Source organism: Corynebacterium tuberculostearicum, from assembly GCF_046097255.1.
Classification (GTDB): domain Bacteria; phylum Actinomycetota; class Actinomycetes; order Mycobacteriales; family Mycobacteriaceae; genus Corynebacterium; species Corynebacterium tuberculostearicum_J.
Genome location: NZ_CP175770.1, coordinates 791,502 through 811,853 on the forward strand (window position 1 = coordinate 791,502; position 20,352 = coordinate 811,853).

General features: G+C 56.5%; 7 protein-coding genes. 5 read left to right on the forward strand and 2 right to left on the reverse strand.

Translation table 11 applies throughout. The annotated features are described in order from the left end of the window. The first annotated feature begins 138 nt into the window (after positions 1-138). The 5 genes from ACKFRY_RS03865 to purT all read left to right on the forward strand — a co-directional run bounded on the left by ACKFRY_RS03865 (position 139) and on the right by purT (position 18,481). On the forward strand, positions 139-7,581 hold the full coding sequence (locus ACKFRY_RS03865) for an Ig-like domain-containing protein (protein WP_408923244.1): 7,443 nt from the start codon (positions 139-141) through the stop codon (positions 7,579-7,581). A 280-nt stretch (positions 7,582-7,861) separates the two neighbouring features. Continuing rightward, positions 7,862-8,185 (forward strand): malonyl-CoA-ACP transacylase, encoded by a 324-nt coding sequence (locus tag ACKFRY_RS03870; RefSeq protein WP_408923245.1) that lies wholly within the window; start codon positions 7,862-7,864, stop codon positions 8,183-8,185. Positions 8,186-8,955: 770 nt separating this feature from the next. Continuing rightward, positions 8,956-15,963: a VaFE repeat-containing surface-anchored protein gene (locus ACKFRY_RS03875; protein ID WP_408923246.1), complete on the forward strand. Its 7,008-nt coding sequence runs from the start codon at positions 8,956-8,958 to the stop codon at positions 15,961-15,963. Between the two features lie 156 nt (positions 15,964-16,119). Further along, a complete protein-coding gene (locus ACKFRY_RS03880) occupies positions 16,120-16,977 on the forward strand; it encodes a class F sortase (RefSeq protein ID WP_408923247.1) in 858 nt (285 codons plus the stop codon). A 151-nt stretch (positions 16,978-17,128) separates the two neighbouring features. Continuing rightward, entirely contained in the window at positions 17,129-18,481 is a 1,353-nt protein-coding gene (purT, locus tag ACKFRY_RS03885) for a formate-dependent phosphoribosylglycinamide formyltransferase (protein WP_408923248.1), read from the forward strand. Here purT and ACKFRY_RS03890 read toward each other — a convergent pair. Further along, a complete protein-coding gene (locus ACKFRY_RS03890) occupies positions 18,478-18,963 on the reverse strand; it encodes a GNAT family N-acetyltransferase (RefSeq protein ID WP_250409844.1) in 486 nt (161 codons plus the stop codon). The genes purT and ACKFRY_RS03890 overlap by 4 nt on opposite strands. A gap of 3 nt (positions 18,964-18,966) precedes the next feature. Beyond that, a complete protein-coding gene (locus ACKFRY_RS03895) occupies positions 18,967-20,328 on the reverse strand; it encodes an FAD-dependent oxidoreductase (RefSeq protein WP_408923249.1) in 1,362 nt (453 codons plus the stop codon). Between the last annotated feature and the right edge of the window lie 24 nt (positions 20,329-20,352).

Consider the following 20,352-nt stretch of genomic DNA (forward strand, 5'->3'; position numbering starts at 1 on the left):
AACCTCTTACATCGCTGGGTGAGGCTTTCGGTTGCTTACCGCTTCTCGGAGGAAGGAAGCGGGACATCCTCTTGTAACGCCGCCTCCCTACCTCGGGCGGCTCTATGTCTTTGTGTTTTAAGGAAAGGACTTCTTGGTATGAACGAGAAGCACATTATGCGCACGGCCGTACGCCGCCGTGGCACGACTGTTGCCGCGGCCGCTCTCTCTGTGGCTCTTGTGGCCCCGTTCGTTCACCCTGTCGTTGCGCCGCAAAATGCGGCAGTAGCTGCTGCAGCTGATATCACCGACGCCAATGGCAACTATGTTCCGGCGGATTCCGGGCGAATCAATGACAACGGTGAGGAGGACGGCCTTCTCTATGCCGGCCTTGTGCCGGAGTTTGTGGATGCGCAGCAAAACAACCCGCAGTACGTATTCAAGGTTCCGCATCTGAGGGACGCGGTTTGGAATGCCGGTAAGGCTCCGGAGGGGGATACGGATGCGAACGGCCAGTACATCCGATTCCGTGATGAGGCCCTCTACTCCCAGATCGCCCGCATTGAGCTGGTGGGTGTGAATGGTGACCATCAGGGTTCATTTACCAAGCGTGATCCGAAGGGCTCTGAGTGGGGACTGAAGTTCAAAGACACTAAAAACTTCCCCGGTGCCGGGTGGGTTCCGTATGCGTCCTATATTCAGATCTTCTTGAAGGATGGCAAGAAGATTGAGGATCTTGGCCTTCCGGCAGAGGGTTCGCAGGTTGACTACTACTGGGTTCGCAAGGATGGTCGAATCTTCAATAACTCTGTTCAGCATGTCAACATCGTTGGCAAGAATCAGCTTGCACAAGTAGACGGAGTTCCTTCAAACACCTTCGAGGGCACCGGCAAGGATGTGTACCACAACGGTATCTCCAAGCAGCTGAAGTATGACCAAGAGAAGGGCTCCATCAAGTCCACTACCACCGCCACGATGGCAGGTAGGAACTTTGGTGGCAACAGCTACTGGAACTGGATTCTTAACGAGTACATCAGCCCTGATGTAGCGAAGCACATCACCGACGTCACGGTCTACAAGTCTGATATGGAAGGCAATCCAGTTAAGGGTGCGAAGAAGTGGAAGATGGACTTCGACAAGGAGACAGGGTTCGCGACTACCGCAACTCGCCCCGAACTGTCCTATAAACCCCACGAGCCCGGCATTGACGGGAAAACCAAGGACCAAGTGTGGGTCAATATGGACAGCATCGTGGGAATCGCAGCTAACGCCACCGGCAGCTTTACCATCGAGTACCAGCTTGAGGAGGGGGCTGAAAACCTCGCCAATTCCCCGTACGGCAAGCGCATCGACACCACGTCCTGGATTTCGGTGGACTTTACGGACAAGTGGCCTAAGCTTGCGCCGAACGACGACAAGCAAGACGGCGGTGCTGAGCCTACCCGGCTGAAGAACACGCTCAAGTCCGACTACCTCAACATTGCGGATTCCGATGGGGATGGGCTCACTAACGACTACGAACGTGAACTTGGTACCGACTCGTCGAAAGCCGATACCGATGGCGACGGCGTACGCGATGATGTGGAGATCCTGACCGACAAGACGGATCCGCTTGATCCCAAGTCCTTCAAGCCCGCTGCCCCAAAGCCGGCAGCAAGTACGGTGAGCCCCGATGCAGAGTCTTTCTCCGGCACTATCAAGCGCGAACAGGACAAAGACTCGCAGGGCAAGGACATCCCGCTTCTTGATGTCACGAATGCGGAAGCAGCGCCGGTCAAGATTGTCGCTGTGCCGACTAACAAGCTGAAGGAAGACGAAGACGGCAACCTTAACTATGAGGCTGCTGACGCTATCGACGTTGCATCGCTTGACGACGTCGCAGCAATCGAAAAGGGCGACTTCCAGTCCGGTAAGCTTGAGCTGGAAAACGGCACGAAGTACACCCTGGTTGCTGAATCTCCTAATGGTGAGCGCACCAAGGGCGGCGAATTCGAGGTCACCGATCAGGCTCCAGAACCCACCGCTGCTCCGACCATTGACACGGTAAAGGCCGATGACAAGAAGGTTACGGTTAAGGCCCCGGAGGGTAGCGAAGTTAAGGTAGCCCTGCCCTCCGGCACGGAAGTTACCGCTACCGAGGACCCAGACAACCCAGGCACCTTCACCGCTGATATTCCAGCCGATGAAGAGCTTGCCGAGGGCGACGAAATTTCCGCCGTTGCTACCGAAGATGGCAAGAATCCGTCCGAGCCAGCCACCACTACCGTAGCCAAGGCTGACGCGACCCCGACCGATCCGGAGACCCCGGATGCTGAGGAGAATTACGGCGTCGATTACCCCGCGCTGGAGAACCTTGTCGTCGATGGTGACAACGCCACCGCCAAGGTTGCCCCGACGCTCACCCTGAACGGCGAGGCTGTGGACACGCTGCCTGCCGACGCCGAGTTTAAGGCCGATACCTCCAATGCCCCTAAGGGCACCGAGGTCACCTTCGATGACAAGGGTGTTGCTTCCATTTCTGTGCCAAAGCAAGAGCCTGGTGCTCCAGCTAAGGCCTTCGAGCTGCCGGTCACCGCGACCATTAATGGCAAGGAATACACCGACACCATCGTGGTTCAGGTACCAGCTGGCGACGAGAAGCCAGCTCCGAAGGACCTGGTAGTCGACAAGATTAAGGGCCAGGAATCTTGGAGTGATGAGGACATCACCCCGATCAAGGTTCAGGCTAAGACTGCCGACGGCGCCGATCTGAGCAACCCCACTTATGAGCTGCAGAATGCTCCCGAAGGTATCAGCATCGACCCGAGTACCGGCGAAATCACCGGTACGCCGAAGTACGACAAGGGTGCCGCTGACCTCGTAACTGAGGACGGCAATGCTGTATACAACGTCACCGTTAAGGTGACCGACGGTGACAGCACTGGTACCCAGACCTTCCCGCTCGTCGTTAAGAATGCAACCGCTGACTCCGACAATGACGGTTTGACTGACAAGGAAGAGGCTGAAAAGGGTACCGACCCGAAGAAGGCCGACACCGATGGCGATGGCGTTAACGATGGCGACGAGGTCAAGAACGGAACTGACCCGCTGAAGGCTGACACTCCTGATAAGCCTGCCAAGGACTCTGATGGCGACGGTGTAACCGACGAGCAGGAAGCAGCTGACGGCACTGACCCGAATAAGGCTGACTCCGACGGCGATGGCCTCAACGACGGTGAGGAAAAGGAGCTCGGTACCGATCCGACAAAGGCCGATTCCGACGGTGATGGTGTCGAGGACGGCCAGGAGGTTACCGATGGCACCGACCCGCTGAAGGCTGATACTGATGGTGACGGCCTGAACGACGGTGAAGAAAAGGAACTTGGTTCTGATCCGACCAAGGCCGATTCTGATGGTGATGGCCTGAGCGACTCTGAGGAAAAGGAGAAGGGCACCGATCCGACTAAGGCTGACACTGATGGTGATGGTCTGAGTGATAAGGAAGAGCTCGACGGTTCTAAGAACACTAAGTACGACAACAAGCCGACGGATCCGACTAAGGCGGATTCCGATGGTGATGGTCTGACTGACCGTACCGAGATTGAGATTGGTACCGACCCGAACGTGGCGGATACCGACGGTGACGGCGTCAATGACGGTGACGAGGTCAAGGCTGGCACGAACCCGACGGTGAAGGATGAGACTCCTGAAGAGCCTGCCAAGGATTCCGATGGCGATGGTGTTACCGATGAGCAGGAGGAAGCTGATGGTACTGATCCGAATAAGGCTGATTCTGATGGCGATGGCTTGAGCGACGGTGAGGAGAAGGAGCTCGGTACTGATCCGACGAAGGCTGATTCCGATGACGATGGCGTTAACGATGGTGACGAGGTCAAGAATGGTACTGATCCGAAGAACGCTGATTCCGATGGTGACGGCCTGAACGACGGTGAAGAGAAGGAGAAGGGTACTGATCCGCTCAAGGCTGACACTGATGGTGATGGTCTGAGTGATAAGGAAGAGCTCGACGGTTCTAAGAACACTAAGTACGACAACAAGCCGACGGATCCGACTAAGGCGGATTCCGATGGTGATGGCCTGACCGACCGCACCGAGATTGAGATTGGTACCGACCCGAACGTGGCGGATACCGACGGTGACGGCACCAACGACGGTGACGAAGTCAACGCCGGCACCAACGCGACCGCTAAGGACGAAGATGGTGCCGAGCAGCCAAAGGTCTCCGTCGAGGGAGTTGACAAGCCAAGCACCGTTAACCCGACGGACGACGAGCAGTCGACCGGCGTAAAGGTGGAGAACCCGACTGGTAAAACCACGGTGACTGCCAAGGACGAAGATGGCAAGGGCGTTCCGGCCAAGATTGATCCAGAAACCGGCGAGATCCTTGTTACTCCGGGCGAAGGTGTCGATGGTCCGATTACCGTGACCGTTGAGGATCCCTCTTTGGATGAACCGGTAAAGGCTGAGGTTCCAGTTGACGGCCACGAGAAGGGCAAGGACGACAACAACTCCGAGAGCACCGGCGGCACCCCAACCGACCCGACCGATCCAACTGACCCATCTTCTTCTGAGAAGGATTCCGATGGTGATGGTGTCTCTGATGAGCAGGAGGCTGAGGACAGTACTGACCCGAATAAGGCTGACTCCGATGGCGATGGCCTGACTGACGGCCAGGAGAAGGAGCACGGTACCGACCCGAAGGAAGCGGATACCGATGGCGACGGTGTCAAAGATGGTGACGAGGTCAAGGACGGTACTGATCCGAAGAACACCGATTCTGATGGTGATGGCCTGACTGACGGAGAAGAGAAGGAGAAGGGTACTGATCCGCTCAAGGCTGATACCGATGGTGATGGCCTTTCCGATAAGCAGGAGCTGGATGGTTCCGAGAACGGTGAGTACAACAATGAGCCGACGGATCCGACTGAGGCTGACTCTGATGAGGATGGTCTGACTGACCGTACCGAGGTTGAGATCGGTACCGACCCGAATGAGGCGGATACCGATGGCGACGGCGTCAATGATGGCGACGAAGTCAAGGCCGGCACCAACCCAACCGTTGCTGACGAGACCCCTGATGACACAGCCAAGGATTCTGATGGTGATGGTGTCTCCGATGAGCAGGAGGAAGCTGACGGTACTGACCCGAACAAGGCTGACTCCGATGGTGATGGCCTCAACGACAGTGAAGAGAAGGAACGCGGTACCGACCCGAACAAGGCTGACTCCGATGACGATGGCGTTAACGATGGTGACGAGGTCGAGAATGGCACCGATCCGCTGAAGGCTGACACCGATGGTGATGGCCTAACCGACGGTGAGGAGAAGGAAAAGGGTACTGATCCTCTCAAGGCGGATACCGATGGTGACGGTCTGACCGATAAGCAGGAGCTGGATGGTTCCGAGAACGGTGAGTACAACAATGAGCCAACGGATCCGACGAAGGCTGACTCTGATGAGGATGGTCTGACTGACCGTACCGAGGTTGAGATTGGTACCAACCCGAATGAGGCCGACACTGATGGTGATGGTGTCAACGATGGTGATGAGGTTAAGGCAGGCACCAACCCGACGGACAAGGACGACTTCCCGGGCACGGACAATGGCGAAGAGACCACCAAGCCTTCCATCGACCCGGTCAACGAGGGTGATAAGGACATCTCTGGTGAGGCTAAGCCTGGCTCGGATGTGACTGTCGTTGTTGAGGACCAGGACGGTAATAAGAAGTCCGAGTCCAAGGACACTGCCGGTGATGATGGTAAGTGGACTGTTTCTCCGGAGGAGCCGGTCAAGGAGGGTGACAAGGTTGTTGTCACTGACCAGGATGGCAACAAGGAGACCACCACTGTTGGTTCCAAGACTGATGATGGTGCTACCGCTACCAAGCCTTCTATCGACCCGGTTAACGAGGGTGATAAGGATATTTCCGGTGAGGCTAAGCCTGGCTCGGATGTGACTGTCGTTGTTGAGGACGAGGACGGTAATAAGAAGTCTGAGTCCAAGGATTCTGCCGGTGATGATGGTAAGTGGACTGTTGCTCCGGAGGAGCCGGTTAAGGAGGGTGACAAGGTTGTTGTCACTGACCAGGATGGCAATGAGGAGACCACGACTGTCGGTTCCAAGACTGACGATGGCTCCGAGGCGACTAAGCCTTCTATCGACCCGGTTAACGAGGGTGATAAGGATATTTCCGGTGAGGCTAAGCCTGGCTCGGATGTGACTGTCGTTGTTGAGGACGAGGACGGTAATAAGAAGTCTGAGTCCAAGGATTCTGCCGGTGATGATGGTAAGTGGACTGTTGCTCCGGAGGAGCCGGTCAAGGAGGGTGACAAGGTTGTTGTCACTGACCAGGACGGCAATAAGGAGACCACCACTGTTGGTTCTAAGGCTGATGATGGTGCTACCGCTACCAAGCCTTCTGTCGACCCGGTTAACGAGGGTGATAAGGACATTTCCGGTGAGGTTAAGCCTGGTTCGGATGTGACTGTCACTGTTGAGGATAAGGACGGTAATAAGAAGTCTGAGTCCAAGGATTCTGCTGGTGATGATGGTAAGTGGACTGTTTCTCCGGAGGAGCCGGTCAAGGAGGGTGACAAGGTTGTTGTCACTGACCAGGATGGCAACAAGGAGACCACCACTGTTGGTTCCAAGACTGATGATGGTGCTACCGCTACCAAGCCTTCTGTCGACCCGGTCAACGAGGGTGATAAGGACATCTCTGGTGAGGCTCAGCCTGGCACGGATGTAACTGTCACTGTTGAGGATAAGGACGGTAATAAGAAGTCCGAGTCTAAGGACACTGCTGGTGATGATGGTAAGTGGACTGTTGCTCCGGAGGAGCCGGTCAAGGAGGGTGACAAGGTTGTTGTCACTGACCAGGATGGCAATAAGGAGACCACTACTGTTGGTTCTAAGACTGAGGATGGTGACAACGCCACCAAGCCTTCCATCGACAAGGTCACCGAAGGCGACAAGAAGATCTCCGGTACCGCCAAGCCGGGCACCGAAGTCTCCGTCACTGTGACGGATAAGGACGGCAAGGAGACCACCAAGACCGTCACCGCCGATAAGGATGGTAAGTGGTCCGTAACCCCGGGCGTCGACCTGAAGGAAGGCGACAAGGTTACCGTCAAGGACCAGGATGGCAACGAGGAAACCGTGACCGTCGCTGGCCAGGACGCTCCGACCGTACCGGGCGGTTCCGCTCTGCCGGGCCTGTCTTCTGGTTCTTCCAATGTTGATTGGAAGCGCTGTGCGCCGGCTGCTGCGGGTGTGGGCATCCCGCTGCTGTTCCTGCTGCCGATTGGTCTGGCTTCCCAGATGAATATCCCGGGCTTCTCCCCGCTGGTGAAGCAGGTTTCTGCACAGATTGATGGCATCAACCGTCAGCTGGGTGCGCAGAATACTGCGCTGCAGAAGCAGCTGGGTATTTACAATGGCCCGCTGGCTCGCCAGGCTAACCAGATTAACTTGATGCTTCAGAAGTCTGAGGCTGGTCGCGTTGGCGGCGGCATTGCACTGGCTGCTGCTGGCGTGCTGGCTCTGGGGCTGGTGGCTAATGCCTGCTCCCCGAACGGTGGTTCTTCCAGCTCCTCCAAGTAGGCAACCAAGGTCCCTATTCCCTAACTAGCTCCCCGTCCCCCTAGGGGAGCTAGCCCTCACCAAGTAAAAAGCGCCCGTGTCCCGTCATTGAGACGGAGCACGGGCGCTGTGGTGTTTCAGCGTCCCTTAATCGCCCACAAGACCATGGCATGGTGAATTAAGGCTTTCCCTGTTGAACGTAACTCGATACTAAGCTAAAGTTAAGTTTGCTTTAAGTGCAGAGAGTTTTCAGCTTTCGCGGGCCCTATTCCCGCGTATTACCACACAGGGAGTTATTTCAATGATCATCAAGCTTTTGAGTGGCCTGCTAGCCACGATTATGGGCTTTTTCGGCCTGGGCGCCCCGGCGCAGGAGGCTGCGCCGGCACCTGAGCAGGAGCAGGTTGCTGTTGCTGAGCAGGGCAACACCGACGACGTGCAGGCTCTTATCGACGCCGCGCATGCCGAAGCCGGCTACGACTTCATCAGTGTCCGCTATGAAGGCGACACCGCCAATATTGTCCTGAATCCGGACACCTATAATCCGGACAAGGACGACGCTACTTTCGAGGCAGTCTCCCAGCTCCTGCAGGAAAAGGGCTACCAGGTCACTGCCGTTCTTTAAGGCTTAGTTCTTTCCAGGATCCGCACTGCGGCCTCGGTAAAGCATCTGCTTGCCGACGCCCGTGCGGATTTTTCTTTGCCCAATTCTCCCTCACCCTTGTGTGAGACCCTTAAGTGTGATTGTGGCGACCCTAGGAAGAGTTTTTGCTCACACATCTCTTCTTGAAGGTGAATGGCAATAAGGTTAAGGCTTACTACACGTCTGGTATATCGAACGTGTGCACGCCCCATTCGAATGATCTCCAGTCACACCTGTAACACCAACTTTCTATGGATAATTCCGGAGTGCTGCGAAGAAATTCCGTGCAAATCCCTCTCTCAAATTCGCACCAAATTAGATAAAACGCAGCGTACAGAAGTGTTTACACGGGTCTCGTTAAATCCAATCTTAGTATTGGTTAAGCTATCGGTTTGGGTCTTTAGGCTTAGAATATGCCTAGCGGGCGTCGAACATATGTATTTAACACTAGGTTGCCCGTGAAAATAAGTACATCTACCTGTGGTTAAGGAATTAGAAATCCTGCATAACGTGCAGTTTTCTAAAGCTTTCTGGCTGGCGCCTTAAATTTTCCCGTGATATTATCCTGAGAGCACGATAAGAGTTAATCCAGATTCGGGTTCAAAACCCTGATTAACCGCAGTGTGTTCAAGTCTCAATTTCAGGTTCTGCTCAGCGAAAACGCTCGCTGAACAGGAAAACGAATGTAAGTATTTGTACCGCTCGAAGAGGAAAGAATGAGTAGATTAAGAAATATATCCCGAGAGGGGTGGATGGTCTTTACCGCAGTGCTCGCTGCAATTGCGGTAATTGCGGCCATGGTCACCGTTCCTGGAGCAAAGGCTGAAGCTATCCAGATTCAACCAGATAATGATAGCTTCGGCAGCGATACAGAGAAGCTGGCTGGCGTAACAAAAGGTTGGGGCACTATGGTGTGGGCCGGTGCGCCAATTAAGGATCCGAACAAAGAGTGGACCACGGACTTCGGTAAAGCAGGAAATCGTGGTAGTAATGCTGGTTGGGCTTGGTGTGTAGACATTTCTAAGGCTGAGCCAATGCGCAATACTGCTAAGTACGACATCGCTACTGCAGGTAAGGCGCCCATTCCTGAGAACCTGCGAGATGCAGCTATCAATGTGGCAACGTTGTCTAAACAGGCTTTGAAGAAGGGAGAAGAGGGGCGACAAACGGTCGCGACCTATTCCTACTACTTAAGTGCCCTGATTGGTGACAACAGCAGTAGCAAAATTGCTCGCCATGGCATTGTGGATCCTGAGTCCATGAAAAATGACGAGTATGTTGGTCCAGTTTTTAAGGACTTTAAGGGAAGCTTGAAGGAGTTTGAGTCTCTAACAGGGTTTACTATTAATCCGAATGAGCCTTGGGAACTGCAGAAACTGGATTCCGTCTCTGTCCCAAAGGCACCAGAAGGTGCGTTCATTACGCTTGTTGGCCCGAACGGTCGTCTCACGGGTCCGACAAAACCAGGAGAAAAAATTGGTAAGAATGCGAATGATCAACGCGTGATGCCTCCAGATCAGCCTGGTCTTCCGGATAATCCGGATAATGGCGGCGGTTCCGAGGAGCCGACGACCTCCGATGAGAATACGGCTGAAGAGACTACCTCTGAGAATCCCGAAGATGAGACTTCTTCTAGCGAGACGACCACCGATTCTGAGCCAACTGACTCTGAGGAAACCACTACGGAAGACACTGAAGAGCCGAATCCGGGTAAGACTACTGATGTAGTACCTAATCCTGACCCGACTCCGACTACGGAAGAGCAGGAAAAGGAGCCCGAGCCAAAGATTGGCACTGAGGCTTCCTTTGACGGTGACAAGCAGCAGGTTATTGCTGGCGCTACTGTCAAGGATAAGGTTTCCTACGAGGGTCTTGTTCCGGGTAAGAAGTACACCCTGAAGGCTGAGCTCATTAACAAGAAGGACGGCAAGTCTGTTCTGGGCACCGGTGAGAAGACCTTCAAGCCAGAGACCTCCAACGGCAAGGTTGAGGTTGAGATCACTGTTAATGATGACGTGAAGGAGCCTGTTGAGGCTGCGGTTGCGTTTGAGGAACTGTCCTCTACCGACGTCAACGACAAGGGTGAGGACACCCCGGATACCACTCCGGAGAACCCGAACGACATCGCTGAGCACAAGGACATCAACGACAAGAACCAGACCGTTACTTCGAAGCCGCATATTTCTACTAATGCAGACTTCGCTAATGGTTCTAAGGAAGTTGTTGCTGGTGCCACCGTCATCGACGAGGTTGACTACTCCAACCTGGTCGTTGGCAAGGAATACACCCTGAAGGCTGAGCTCATTAACAAGAAGGACGGCAAGTCTGTTCTGGGCACCGGTGAGAAGACCTTCAAGCCAGAGACCTCCAACGGCAAGGTTGAGGTTGAGATCACTGTTAATGATGACGTGAAGGAGCCTGTTGAGGCTGCGGTTGCGTTTGAGGAACTGTCCTCTACCGACGTCAACGACAAGGGTGAGGACACCCCGGATACCACTCCGGAGAACCCGAACGACATCGCTGAGCACAAGGACATCAACGACAAGAACCAGACCGTTACTTCGAAGCCGCATATTTCTACTAATGCAGACTTCGCTAATGGTTCTAAGGAAGTTGTTGCTGGTGCCACCGTCATCGACGAGGTTGACTACTCCAACCTGGTCGTTGGCAAGGAATACACCCTGAAGGCTGAGCTCATTAACAAGAAGGACGGCAAGTCTGTTCTGGGCACCGGTGAGAAGACCTTCAAGCCAGAGACCTCCAACGGCAAGGTTGAGGTTGAGATCACTGTTAATGATGACGTGAAGGAGCCTGTTGAGGCTGCGGTTGCGTTTGAGGAACTGTCCTCTACCGACGTCAACGACAAGGGTGAGGACACCCCGGATACCACTCCGGAGAACCCGAACGACATCGCTGAGCACAAGGACATCAACGACAAGAACCAGACCGTTACTTCGAAGCCGCATATTTCTACTAATGCAGACTTCGCTAATGGTTCTAAGGAAGTTGTTGCTGGTGCCACCGTCATCGACGAGGTTGACTACTCCAACCTGGTCGTTGGCAAGGAATACACCCTGAAGGCTGAGCTCATTAACAAGAAGGACGGCAAGTCTGTTCTGGGCACCGGTGAGAAGACCTTCAAGCCAGAGACCTCCAACGGCAAGGTTGAGGTTGAGATCACTGTTAATGATGACGTGAAGGAGCCTGTTGAGGCTGCGGTTGCGTTTGAGGAACTGTCCTCTACCGACGTCAACGACAAGGGTGAGGACACCCCGGATACCACTCCGGAGAACCCGAACGACATCGCTGAGCACAAGGACATCAACGACAAGAACCAGACCGTTACTTCGAAGCCGCATATTTCTACTAATGCAGACTTCGCTAATGGTTCTAAGGAAGTTGTTGCTGGTGCCACCGTCATCGACGAGGTTGACTACTCCAACCTGGTCGTTGGCAAGGAATACACCCTGAAGGCTGAGCTCATTAACAAGAAGGACGGCAAGTCTGTTCTGGGCACCGGTGAGAAGACCTTCAAGCCAGAGACCTCCAACGGCAAGGTTGAGGTTGAGATCACTGTTAATGATGACGTGAAGGAGCCTGTTGAGGCTGCGGTTGCGTTTGAGGAACTGTCCTCTACCGACGTCAACGACAAGGGTGAGGACACCCCGGATACCACTCCGGAGAACCCGAACGACATCGCTGAGCACAAGGACATCAACGACAAGAACCAGACCGTTACTTCGAAGCCGCATATTTCTACTAATGCAGACTTCGCTAATGGTTCTAAGGAAGTTGTTGCTGGTGCCACCGTCATCGACGAGGTTGACTACTCCAACCTGGTCGTTGGCAAGGAATACACCCTGAAGGCTGAGCTCATTAACAAGAAGGACGGCAAGTCTGTTCTGGGCACCGGTGAGAAGACCTTCAAGCCAGAGACCTCCAACGGCAAGGTTGAGGTTGAGATCACTGTTAATGATGACGTGAAGGAGCCTGTTGAGGCTGCGGTTGCGTTTGAGGAACTGTCCTCTACCGACGTCAACGACAAGGGTGAGGACACCCCGGATACCACTCCGGAGAACCCGAACGACATCGCTGAGCACAAGGACATCAACGACAAGAACCAGACCGTTACTTCGAAGCCGCATATTTCTACTAATGCAGACTTCGCTAATGGTTCTAAGGAAGTTGTTGCTGGTGCCACCGTCATCGACGAGGTTGACTACTCCAACCTGGTCGTTGGCAAGGAATACACCCTGAAGGCTGAGCTCATTAACAAGAAGGACGGCAAGTCTGTTCTGGGCACCGGTGAGAAGACCTTCAAGCCAGAGACCTCCAACGGCAAGGTTGAGGTTGAGATCACTGTTAATGATGACGTGAAGGAGCCTGTTGAGGCTGCGGTTGCGTTTGAGGAACTGTCCTCTACCGACGTCAACGACAAGGGTGAGGACACCCCGGATACCACTCCGGAGAACCCGAACGACATCGCTGAGCACAAGGACATCAACGACAAGAACCAGACCGTTACTTCGAAGCCGCATATTTCTACTAATGCAGACTTCGCTAATGGTTCTAAGGAAGTTGTTGCTGGTGCCACCGTCATCGACGAGGTTGACTACTCCAACCTGGTCGTTGGCAAGGAATACACCCTGAAGGCTGAGCTCATTAACAAGAAGGACGGCAAGTCTGTTCTGGGCACCGGTGAGAAGACCTTCAAGCCAGAGACCTCCAACGGCAAGGTTGAGGTTGAGATCACTGTTAATGATGACGTGAAGGAGCCTGTTGAGGCTGCGGTTGCGTTTGAGGAACTGTCCTCTACCGACGTCAACGACAAGGGTGAGGACACCCCGGATACCACTCCGGAGAACCCGAACGACATCGCTGAGCACAAGGACATCAACGACAAGAACCAGACCGTTACTTCGAAGCCGCATATTTCTACTAATGCAGACTTCGCTAATGGTTCTAAGGAAGTTGTTGCTGGTGCCACCGTCATCGACGAGGTTGACTACTCCAACCTGGTCGTTGGCAAGGAATACACCCTGAAGGCTGAGCTCATTAACAAGAAGGACGGCAAGTCTGTTCTGGGCACCGGTGAGAAGACCTTCAAGCCAGAGACCTCCAACGGCAAGGTTGAGGTTGAGATCACTGTTAATGATGACGTGAAGGAGCCTGTTGAGGCTGCGGTTGCGTTTGAGGAACTGTCCTCTACCGACGTCAACGACAAGGGTGAGGACACCCCGGATACCACTCCGGAGAACCCGAACGACATCGCTGAGCACAAGGACATCAACGACAAGAACCAGACCGTTACTTCGAAGCCGCATATTTCTACTAATGCAGACTTCGCTAATGGTTCTAAGGAAGTTGTTGCTGGTGCCACCGTCATCGACGAGGTTGACTACTCCAACCTGGTCGTTGGCAAGGAATACACCCTGAAGGCTGAGCTCATTAACAAGAAGGACGGCAAGTCTGTTCTGGGCACCGGTGAGAAGACCTTCAAGCCAGAGACCTCCAACGGCAAGGTTGAGGTTGAGATCACTGTTAATGATGACGTGAAGGAGCCTGTTGAGGCTGCGGTTGCGTTTGAGGAACTGTCCTCTACCGACGTCAACGACAAGGGTGAGGACACCCCGGATACCACTCCGGAGAACCCGAACGACATCGCTGAGCACAAGGACATCAACGACAAGAACCAGACCGTAACCTCCCACAAGAACGCGATTGTTTCTACGAACGCGGACTTCGAGAATGGTTCGAAGGAAGTTGTTGCTGGTGCCAAGATTGTGGACCAGGTTTCCTACGAGGGCTTGGTTCCGGGTAAGGAATACTCCCTGGATGCTCAGCTGATTTCCAAGGACGACGGTAAGACTGTTCTGGGTGAGACTAAGGGTCATACCTTCACCCCGGATGAGGCTAATGGCTTTGAGGCTGTCACCATCACCGTTAATGATGATGTGACTGAGCCTGTTGAGGCTGCGGTTGCCTTCGAGACGCTGACTTCTAAGGTTGTCAATGACAAGGGTGAGGACACCCCTGACAATGACAAGCCGAACGAGATTGGTGAGCACAAGGACATCAACGACGAGGATCAGACTGTCCCGAAGGGTGATAAGCCTTCCGAGACCACCACTCCGTCTACGACTACGACTGACGTCGTGCCGGGTAAGCCCGATGACGGTGGCGAGGATGAAACCTCTACGCCTTCTTCCTCTGAGGATTCCTCTACCTCGACGACTAGCGAGACCTGCGAGTCTGAGGAGCCGGGTGACTCTGAGAGTGAGCAGCCTTCCGAGTCTGAGGAACCGTCTGAGTCTGAGTCCAGCGAGCCTTCTGAGTCCGAGTCTGTAGAGACCACGTCTTCTGAGGCTTCCGAGACCTCTGAGTCTGATGAGCCTTCGGATTGCGGTTCGACCACTCCGAACAAGCCGGGCGAGCCTACTGAGCCGACCGATCCTAACGAGCCGGGTACCCCGAACACCCCTGGTGGCGACGACGAGAAGGACACCCCGAAGGTTTCCACCAATGCGGACTTCGAGGGCGGCCTGCGTGAGGTTGTCGCTGGTGCCAAGATTGTGGACCAGGTTTCCTACAAGGGTCTGGTTCCGGGTAAGGAATACACTCTGGATGCCCAGCTGATTTCCAAGGAGGACGGCAAGACCGTTCTTGGCGAGACCAAGGGGCACAAGTTCACCCCGGATGAGGCTAACGGTACTGAGGCTGTCACCATCGTTGTTGATGACAGCGTGACCGAGCCGGTTGAGGCTGCGGTTGCCTTCGAGACGCTGACCTCCACTCAGGTGGATAAGCACGGTGAGGACAACCCGACCGATGAGGACAACCCGAATCCGGTTGGTGAGCACAAGGACATCAATGACGATGACCAGACTGTGACTACCGAGACCCCGAAGATCACCACTAACGCTGACTTCGAGAAGGGGTCCCACGAGGTTGTTGCTGGTGCCAAGATTGTCGATGAGGTCACCTATGAGGGTCTGGTTCCGGGTAAGGAATACACCCTGAAGGCTGAGCTCATTAACAAGAAGGACGGCAAGTCTGTTCTGGGCAAGGGTGAAGCTACCTTCACTCCGAAGAAGTCCAAGGGCAAGGAGCCTGTCACCATCACCGTTAACGATGATGTGAAGGAGCCTGTCCAGGCTGCGGTTGCCTTCGAGGAGCTCACCTCCACCGAGGTCAACGACAAGGGTGAGGAGACTCCGGGTACTACTTCGGAGAAGCCGAACCACATCGCTGAGCACAAGGACATCAACGATGACGACCAGACCGTGATCTCCCACGAGGTCCACGATCAGGACAAGCCAGGCGGCTCCTCGGATGGTTCCTCCAACGGTTCTTCCAACGGTTCCTCGGATGGTTCCTCCAACGGTTCCTCCAAGGACAATAAGTGGTGGCTCATCCTGATTCCGGGCATCGGCTTGGGCAAGATCATCAAGGATCATTTCGACCACAAGGATCATGGCAACCACAACGGTGGCCACGGTGACAACACCGGTAACCACGATGGTGGCAACGGCAAGCACACCGACGGCCACAATGGTGGCAATGGTCACGAGGTCAAGGGTCAGGATGCTCCTAAGGGCGGCAACTCTGACAATGGACACGGCCGTGGCGTCGAGGTCCAGGGTCAGGAACCTGAAGAGACTGGCAACGCACTGCCATCCAACGCCGAGCGCGTTGAGATTAAGTCCGTACCGTCCGGCGCAACCGAGCTTGAGCCGGGTATGCAGGATTACATCAAGTAGTCCATAAGCATCGGTGAGGCGGCCCGCGGGTCGCCCCACCGGGGTTGAGACTTAAACACCAAAAAATCCCCTCCAGGGTGTGACTGCACACGCTGGAGGGGATTTGCATATAACCTGCACAAGGTAGACAAAACGAGGAAGTAGAGGAAGCTAGCTATGGGAAAGCATGCGCAACCACAGCAGCCGGAAGACAATGGAATGTCGCAGTATCCGGCAAGTGGGGAAGAAGGGGGCGTCGGCAAGCAGGGCATGGGCCGTGGCAAGCTGATCGCTATTATCGCGGCCATCGTTGTGGTGGCATTGGTCTTGTTGCAGGTAGTGCTGTACCTGGCGCGCGATGATGAGGATGAGGCCGGCTCGGCGCCGGAGACGGTGGCCAGCGAGAGCACGCCGGAGGAATCCGGGCCGAAGTCCGATGCCTTCGTGGATGATTCGGGCCAGCAGGAACACGAGTATGAGGCCGCGCCTGGTGAGTTCAAGGGCTTTGAGGGCATGTCCGTGGGCATCGATGGCGAGTACGCGGCCGTGGACCCCGTGCAGGTCACGGACCAGGGCGTGCTGTTGCCGCCACACGACGTCACCCGCGTGGGCTGGTACTCCGCCTCCGCAGTGCCGGGTGAGCCGGGCAACGTGGGCTCGAGTGTGATTACCGGCCACATTAACTACCAGGGCCAGGGCACGGGCTATGCGGAGAAGTTCACGAAGCTGAAGAAGGACCAGGAATTTACCGTGGTCATCGACGGCCAGGAGCGCACCTTCCGCGTAACTGAGGCGCCGTACCGCCTGCCTAAGGGCTCCGGATTCCCGGACGTGGTTAACGATAAGGAAGGCGAGAACCGCCTGGTTCTCATTACCTGCGGCGGCCAGTTCGTTGGTGGCGCGCTGGGTTATGAGGACAACATCATTACCGTGGCGGAGCCGGTAGGCGAGCCAGAGCAGCCCGCCGAGCAGCCGGCAGGGGAGGCTCCGGCCGAAGCCCCAGCCGAGGCACCGGCTGAGGCACCTGCAGCCTAGGCTGAAGCTTCTATGGCGCCCTGTGGAATTGCCCACAGGGCGCTTTTGCTTATCCGGATCACCTGGCATGTAGGTGGTGGGGTTGGGGCCTAAATATGAAATAATTTGAGGCAGTAAACGCCGCTGCCTGCGGCTTAGAAGGAGCATTTTCATGGATAATCCAGGCGAGATCGCCGGTCATATTGGCACGCCGCTGACCAGCAATGCCACCAAGGTATTGCTGCTGGGCTCGGGCGAGCTGGGCAAGCAGCTGGCCATGTCCTTCCAAAACCTGGGCTTGGAGGTCCACGCGGTGGACTCGTATGCGGGCGCGCCGGCGCACCAGGTGGCGCAGTATAGCTACGTCGCCGATATCAAGGACACCGGGCGCATCCTGCAGCTGGCACAGGAGATTCAGCCGCACTTTGTGGTTCCAGAGGTAGAAACCGTTGCGGTAGAAGCGCTGGAGGAGATGGAAGCGCATAGCGACGCCATCGTGGTACCCTCCGCCCGCGCCTGCGCCATGACGCAGGACCGCCAGTGCGTGCGCGAGGTGGCGGAAAATATCGGGTTGCCGGTTTCCGCGTATCGCTTTGCTAGCTCCGTGGAGGAGCTCGAGGAAGCGGTGGGGGAGCTGGGCTTTCCCTGCATCATTAAGCCGGATGTCTCCACCTCCGGCAAGGGGCACATGATTGCTCGCGATGAAGAGGATGTGCGCACCGCGTGGGAGACCGTGCGGCGCGTGTCCTCGGATTCGCAGCGCGTGGTGGCCGAGCGCTTCGTGGACTTTGACCTCGAGGTCACCCTGCTGGCTATCCGCTCCATCGATCCGGCCACGGGCAAGTTGGCCACGTGGTTTAGCGAGCCTATCGGTCACCGCCATGAGCGCGGTGACCTCGTGGAGGAGTGGCAGCCTACCGGCATGAGCGAGATCGCGCTGGAAAACGCACGCTCGGTGGCCGCGCGCATCTCTAATGAGTTGGGCGGGCGCGGCGTGTACTGCGTGGAGCTCTTCGTTGCGGGCGATGATGTGTACTTTTCCTCCGTGTCCCCGCGGCCCTCGGATACGGCGATGCTGACCTGCTATACCCAGCGTTTTTCCGCCTTTGACCTGCATGCGCGCGCGATTTTGGGCTACCCCATCGACGCCACCCTGGTCACCCCTGGCGCTAGCGTGGTCATCCACGCGGATGAGGAGCTAAATGAGGTTGCCTATACCGGCATCGCCGCGGCCCTCAATTACGCCGAGACGGACGTGAAGCTCTTTGGCAAGCCCGGGGCCTACAAGGGCCGTCGCATGGGCTTGGTGTCTGCCACCGCGGAAAGCGCGGAGGAGGCGCGCGACCGCGCAGCACTAGCGGCGCACAAGATCGAGGTGACCTCCACGCCGGGCCTTTTGGCCCAGGGCGGTGCGCGCGGCATCCAGCCGGAGGCGGATAACGTCCCCGATATCGAGGTCGTGGAGTACGAGGGCGGCGTGGAGCTCGACCCGAAGCTCGCCTCCGGCGTGGACGACGCTGACTAAGAAGCGGGGCGCAGCATCGGCTGGTGGGGGACTCCCTCGTCGTCGAATAGCTCGCCTACCGGAGTAAAGCCAAAGCTGGCGTAATAGTCCACGAGGCCGGCCTGCGCCTCCAGGTAAAGCGGCTGGCCTGGGTGCATGCGCTCGCCTAGGTCGACGGCCGCCTGGAAAAGTTCCCGGCCGAGGCCCGTGCCACGCGCGGCGGGTGCGAGGGCGAAGCGGCCGATTTGGGCACCGTTGGCGGCGTCGGCAAGCGCGGCGTCAGTAGGCGCGGCCGGAAAGACGCGGGCCGTGCCCAGCAGCTCGTGGGTGTCCGCGTCCCAGGCCAGCAGGTGCACGGTCTGGGGATCGGCGTCGGTGGCGTCAATCTCGGCGTATGGGCAGCGCTGCTCGTGCACAAAGACGTCCACCCGCAGCTTGTAGAGCTGGTGGACGTCCAAGGCCGCCAGCTGTCCCAAGGGCGCGGCGGTAATGATGTGCGGCACGGGTTAGGCCTGCGGGCCGGCGTGCTTGACCATCTCGTCCCACTCGACGATCTTGATGCGCTCGCGGCCGTGCGGCTCGCCAGCGGCGCGCTCGGCGGCATCCAGGCGGTGCCAGCCTTCCCAGGTGGTCACGGCGATATCGCGGGAAGCCAGGAAGTCCAGGATATCCTGCGGATCGCGCTTGGTGGCCGGCTCCAAGTCGCCGGCCTTGTAATCGGCGATGAGCATGGTGGTGGTGTCCTTGGCATCGGACTTGGTATTGCCAATCAGGCCCACCGGGCCGCGCTTAATCCAGCCGGTGGTGTAGAGGCCGGGGAGCTTTTCGCCGTCGACATTGGCCAGCACATGGCCGCCGTCGTTGGGCATGGTGGCCTTGGTCTCATCGAAAGGCACGCCGTCGACGGACTGCGGGTAGTAGCCCACGGCGCGGTAGACGGCTTGGACCGGCCACTCGGTGTACTTGCCGGTACCGGTTACGGTGCCATCACCGTTGAGCTCAGTGCGCTCGGTCTTGATGGCGGTGACGTGGCCGTCCTCACCCAGCACCTCTACCGGGGACTCAAAGAAGTGGATGTAGAGCTTGTGCGGGGCATCGCCCGGCTCGCGCATGGCGTAGGACTCCAGCGTCTGGCACACCAGGTCGGTGGATTTGGCGGCGCGGCGTGCCTCTTCAGAGGCGGCGTCATACTCGATGTCCTCGGGGTTGACGATGACCTCGATGGTCGGGGATTCGTCTAGCTCCTTGAGCTCCTTCGGCGTGTACTTAGCCTGTGCTGGGCCGCGGCGGCCGAAGACGTGGACCTCCTTGGCGCGGTTTTTCTTCAGTGCTGCGTAGACGTTATCCGGGATTTCGGTAACCAGCAGCTCGTCGGCGGTCTTGGCCAGGATACGGGAGACGTCGAGGGAGACATTGCCCACACCGACGACGGCGACGGACTCTGCGGAGAGATCCCAATCGCGTTCGAAGTTGGGGTTGCCGTCATAAAAGCCCACGAATTCGCCGGCGCCATGGTTGCCCTTGAGATCCTCGCCCGGGATGCCCATGCGCTTATCGGCGGTGGCACCGGTGGCGAAGATGATGGCGTCGTAATACTCGCGCATCTCCTCGACGGTGATGTCCTTGCCCACCTCGATATTGCCCAGGAAGCGGATCTCTTCCTTTTCCATAACGTTGTGCAGGGACTGCACGATGCCCTTAATACGCGGGTGATCCGGTGCCACGCCGTAGCGGATCAAACCGAACGGCGTCGGCATCTTTTCAAAAAGATCGATCTGCACATCGAGGTCGGATTTCACTAGAAGGTCAGAGGCGTAAATGCCTGCCGGGCCGGAGCCGACCACGGCGACGCGCACTGGGGTAGTCATGTGCTTAGGGTGTCCTTTCTTTCG

Coding starts and splice junctions, on each gene's coding strand:
- ACKFRY_RS03865 (WP_408923244.1), top strand. CDS start 139: ATGAACGAGAAGCACATTATGCGCACGGCCGTACGCCGCCGTGGCACG.
- ACKFRY_RS03870 (WP_408923245.1), top strand. CDS start 7,862: ATGATCATCAAGCTTTTGAGTGGCCTGCTAGCCACGATTATGGGCTTT.
- ACKFRY_RS03875 (WP_408923246.1), top strand. CDS start 8,956: ATGGTCTTTACCGCAGTGCTCGCTGCAATTGCGGTAATTGCGGCCATG.
- ACKFRY_RS03880 (WP_408923247.1), top strand. CDS start 16,120: ATGGGAAAGCATGCGCAACCACAGCAGCCGGAAGACAATGGAATGTCG.
- purT (WP_408923248.1), top strand. CDS start 17,129: ATGGATAATCCAGGCGAGATCGCCGGTCATATTGGCACGCCGCTGACC.
- ACKFRY_RS03895 (WP_408923249.1), bottom strand. CDS start 20,328: ATGACTACCCCAGTGCGCGTCGCCGTGGTCGGCTCCGGCCCGGCAGGC.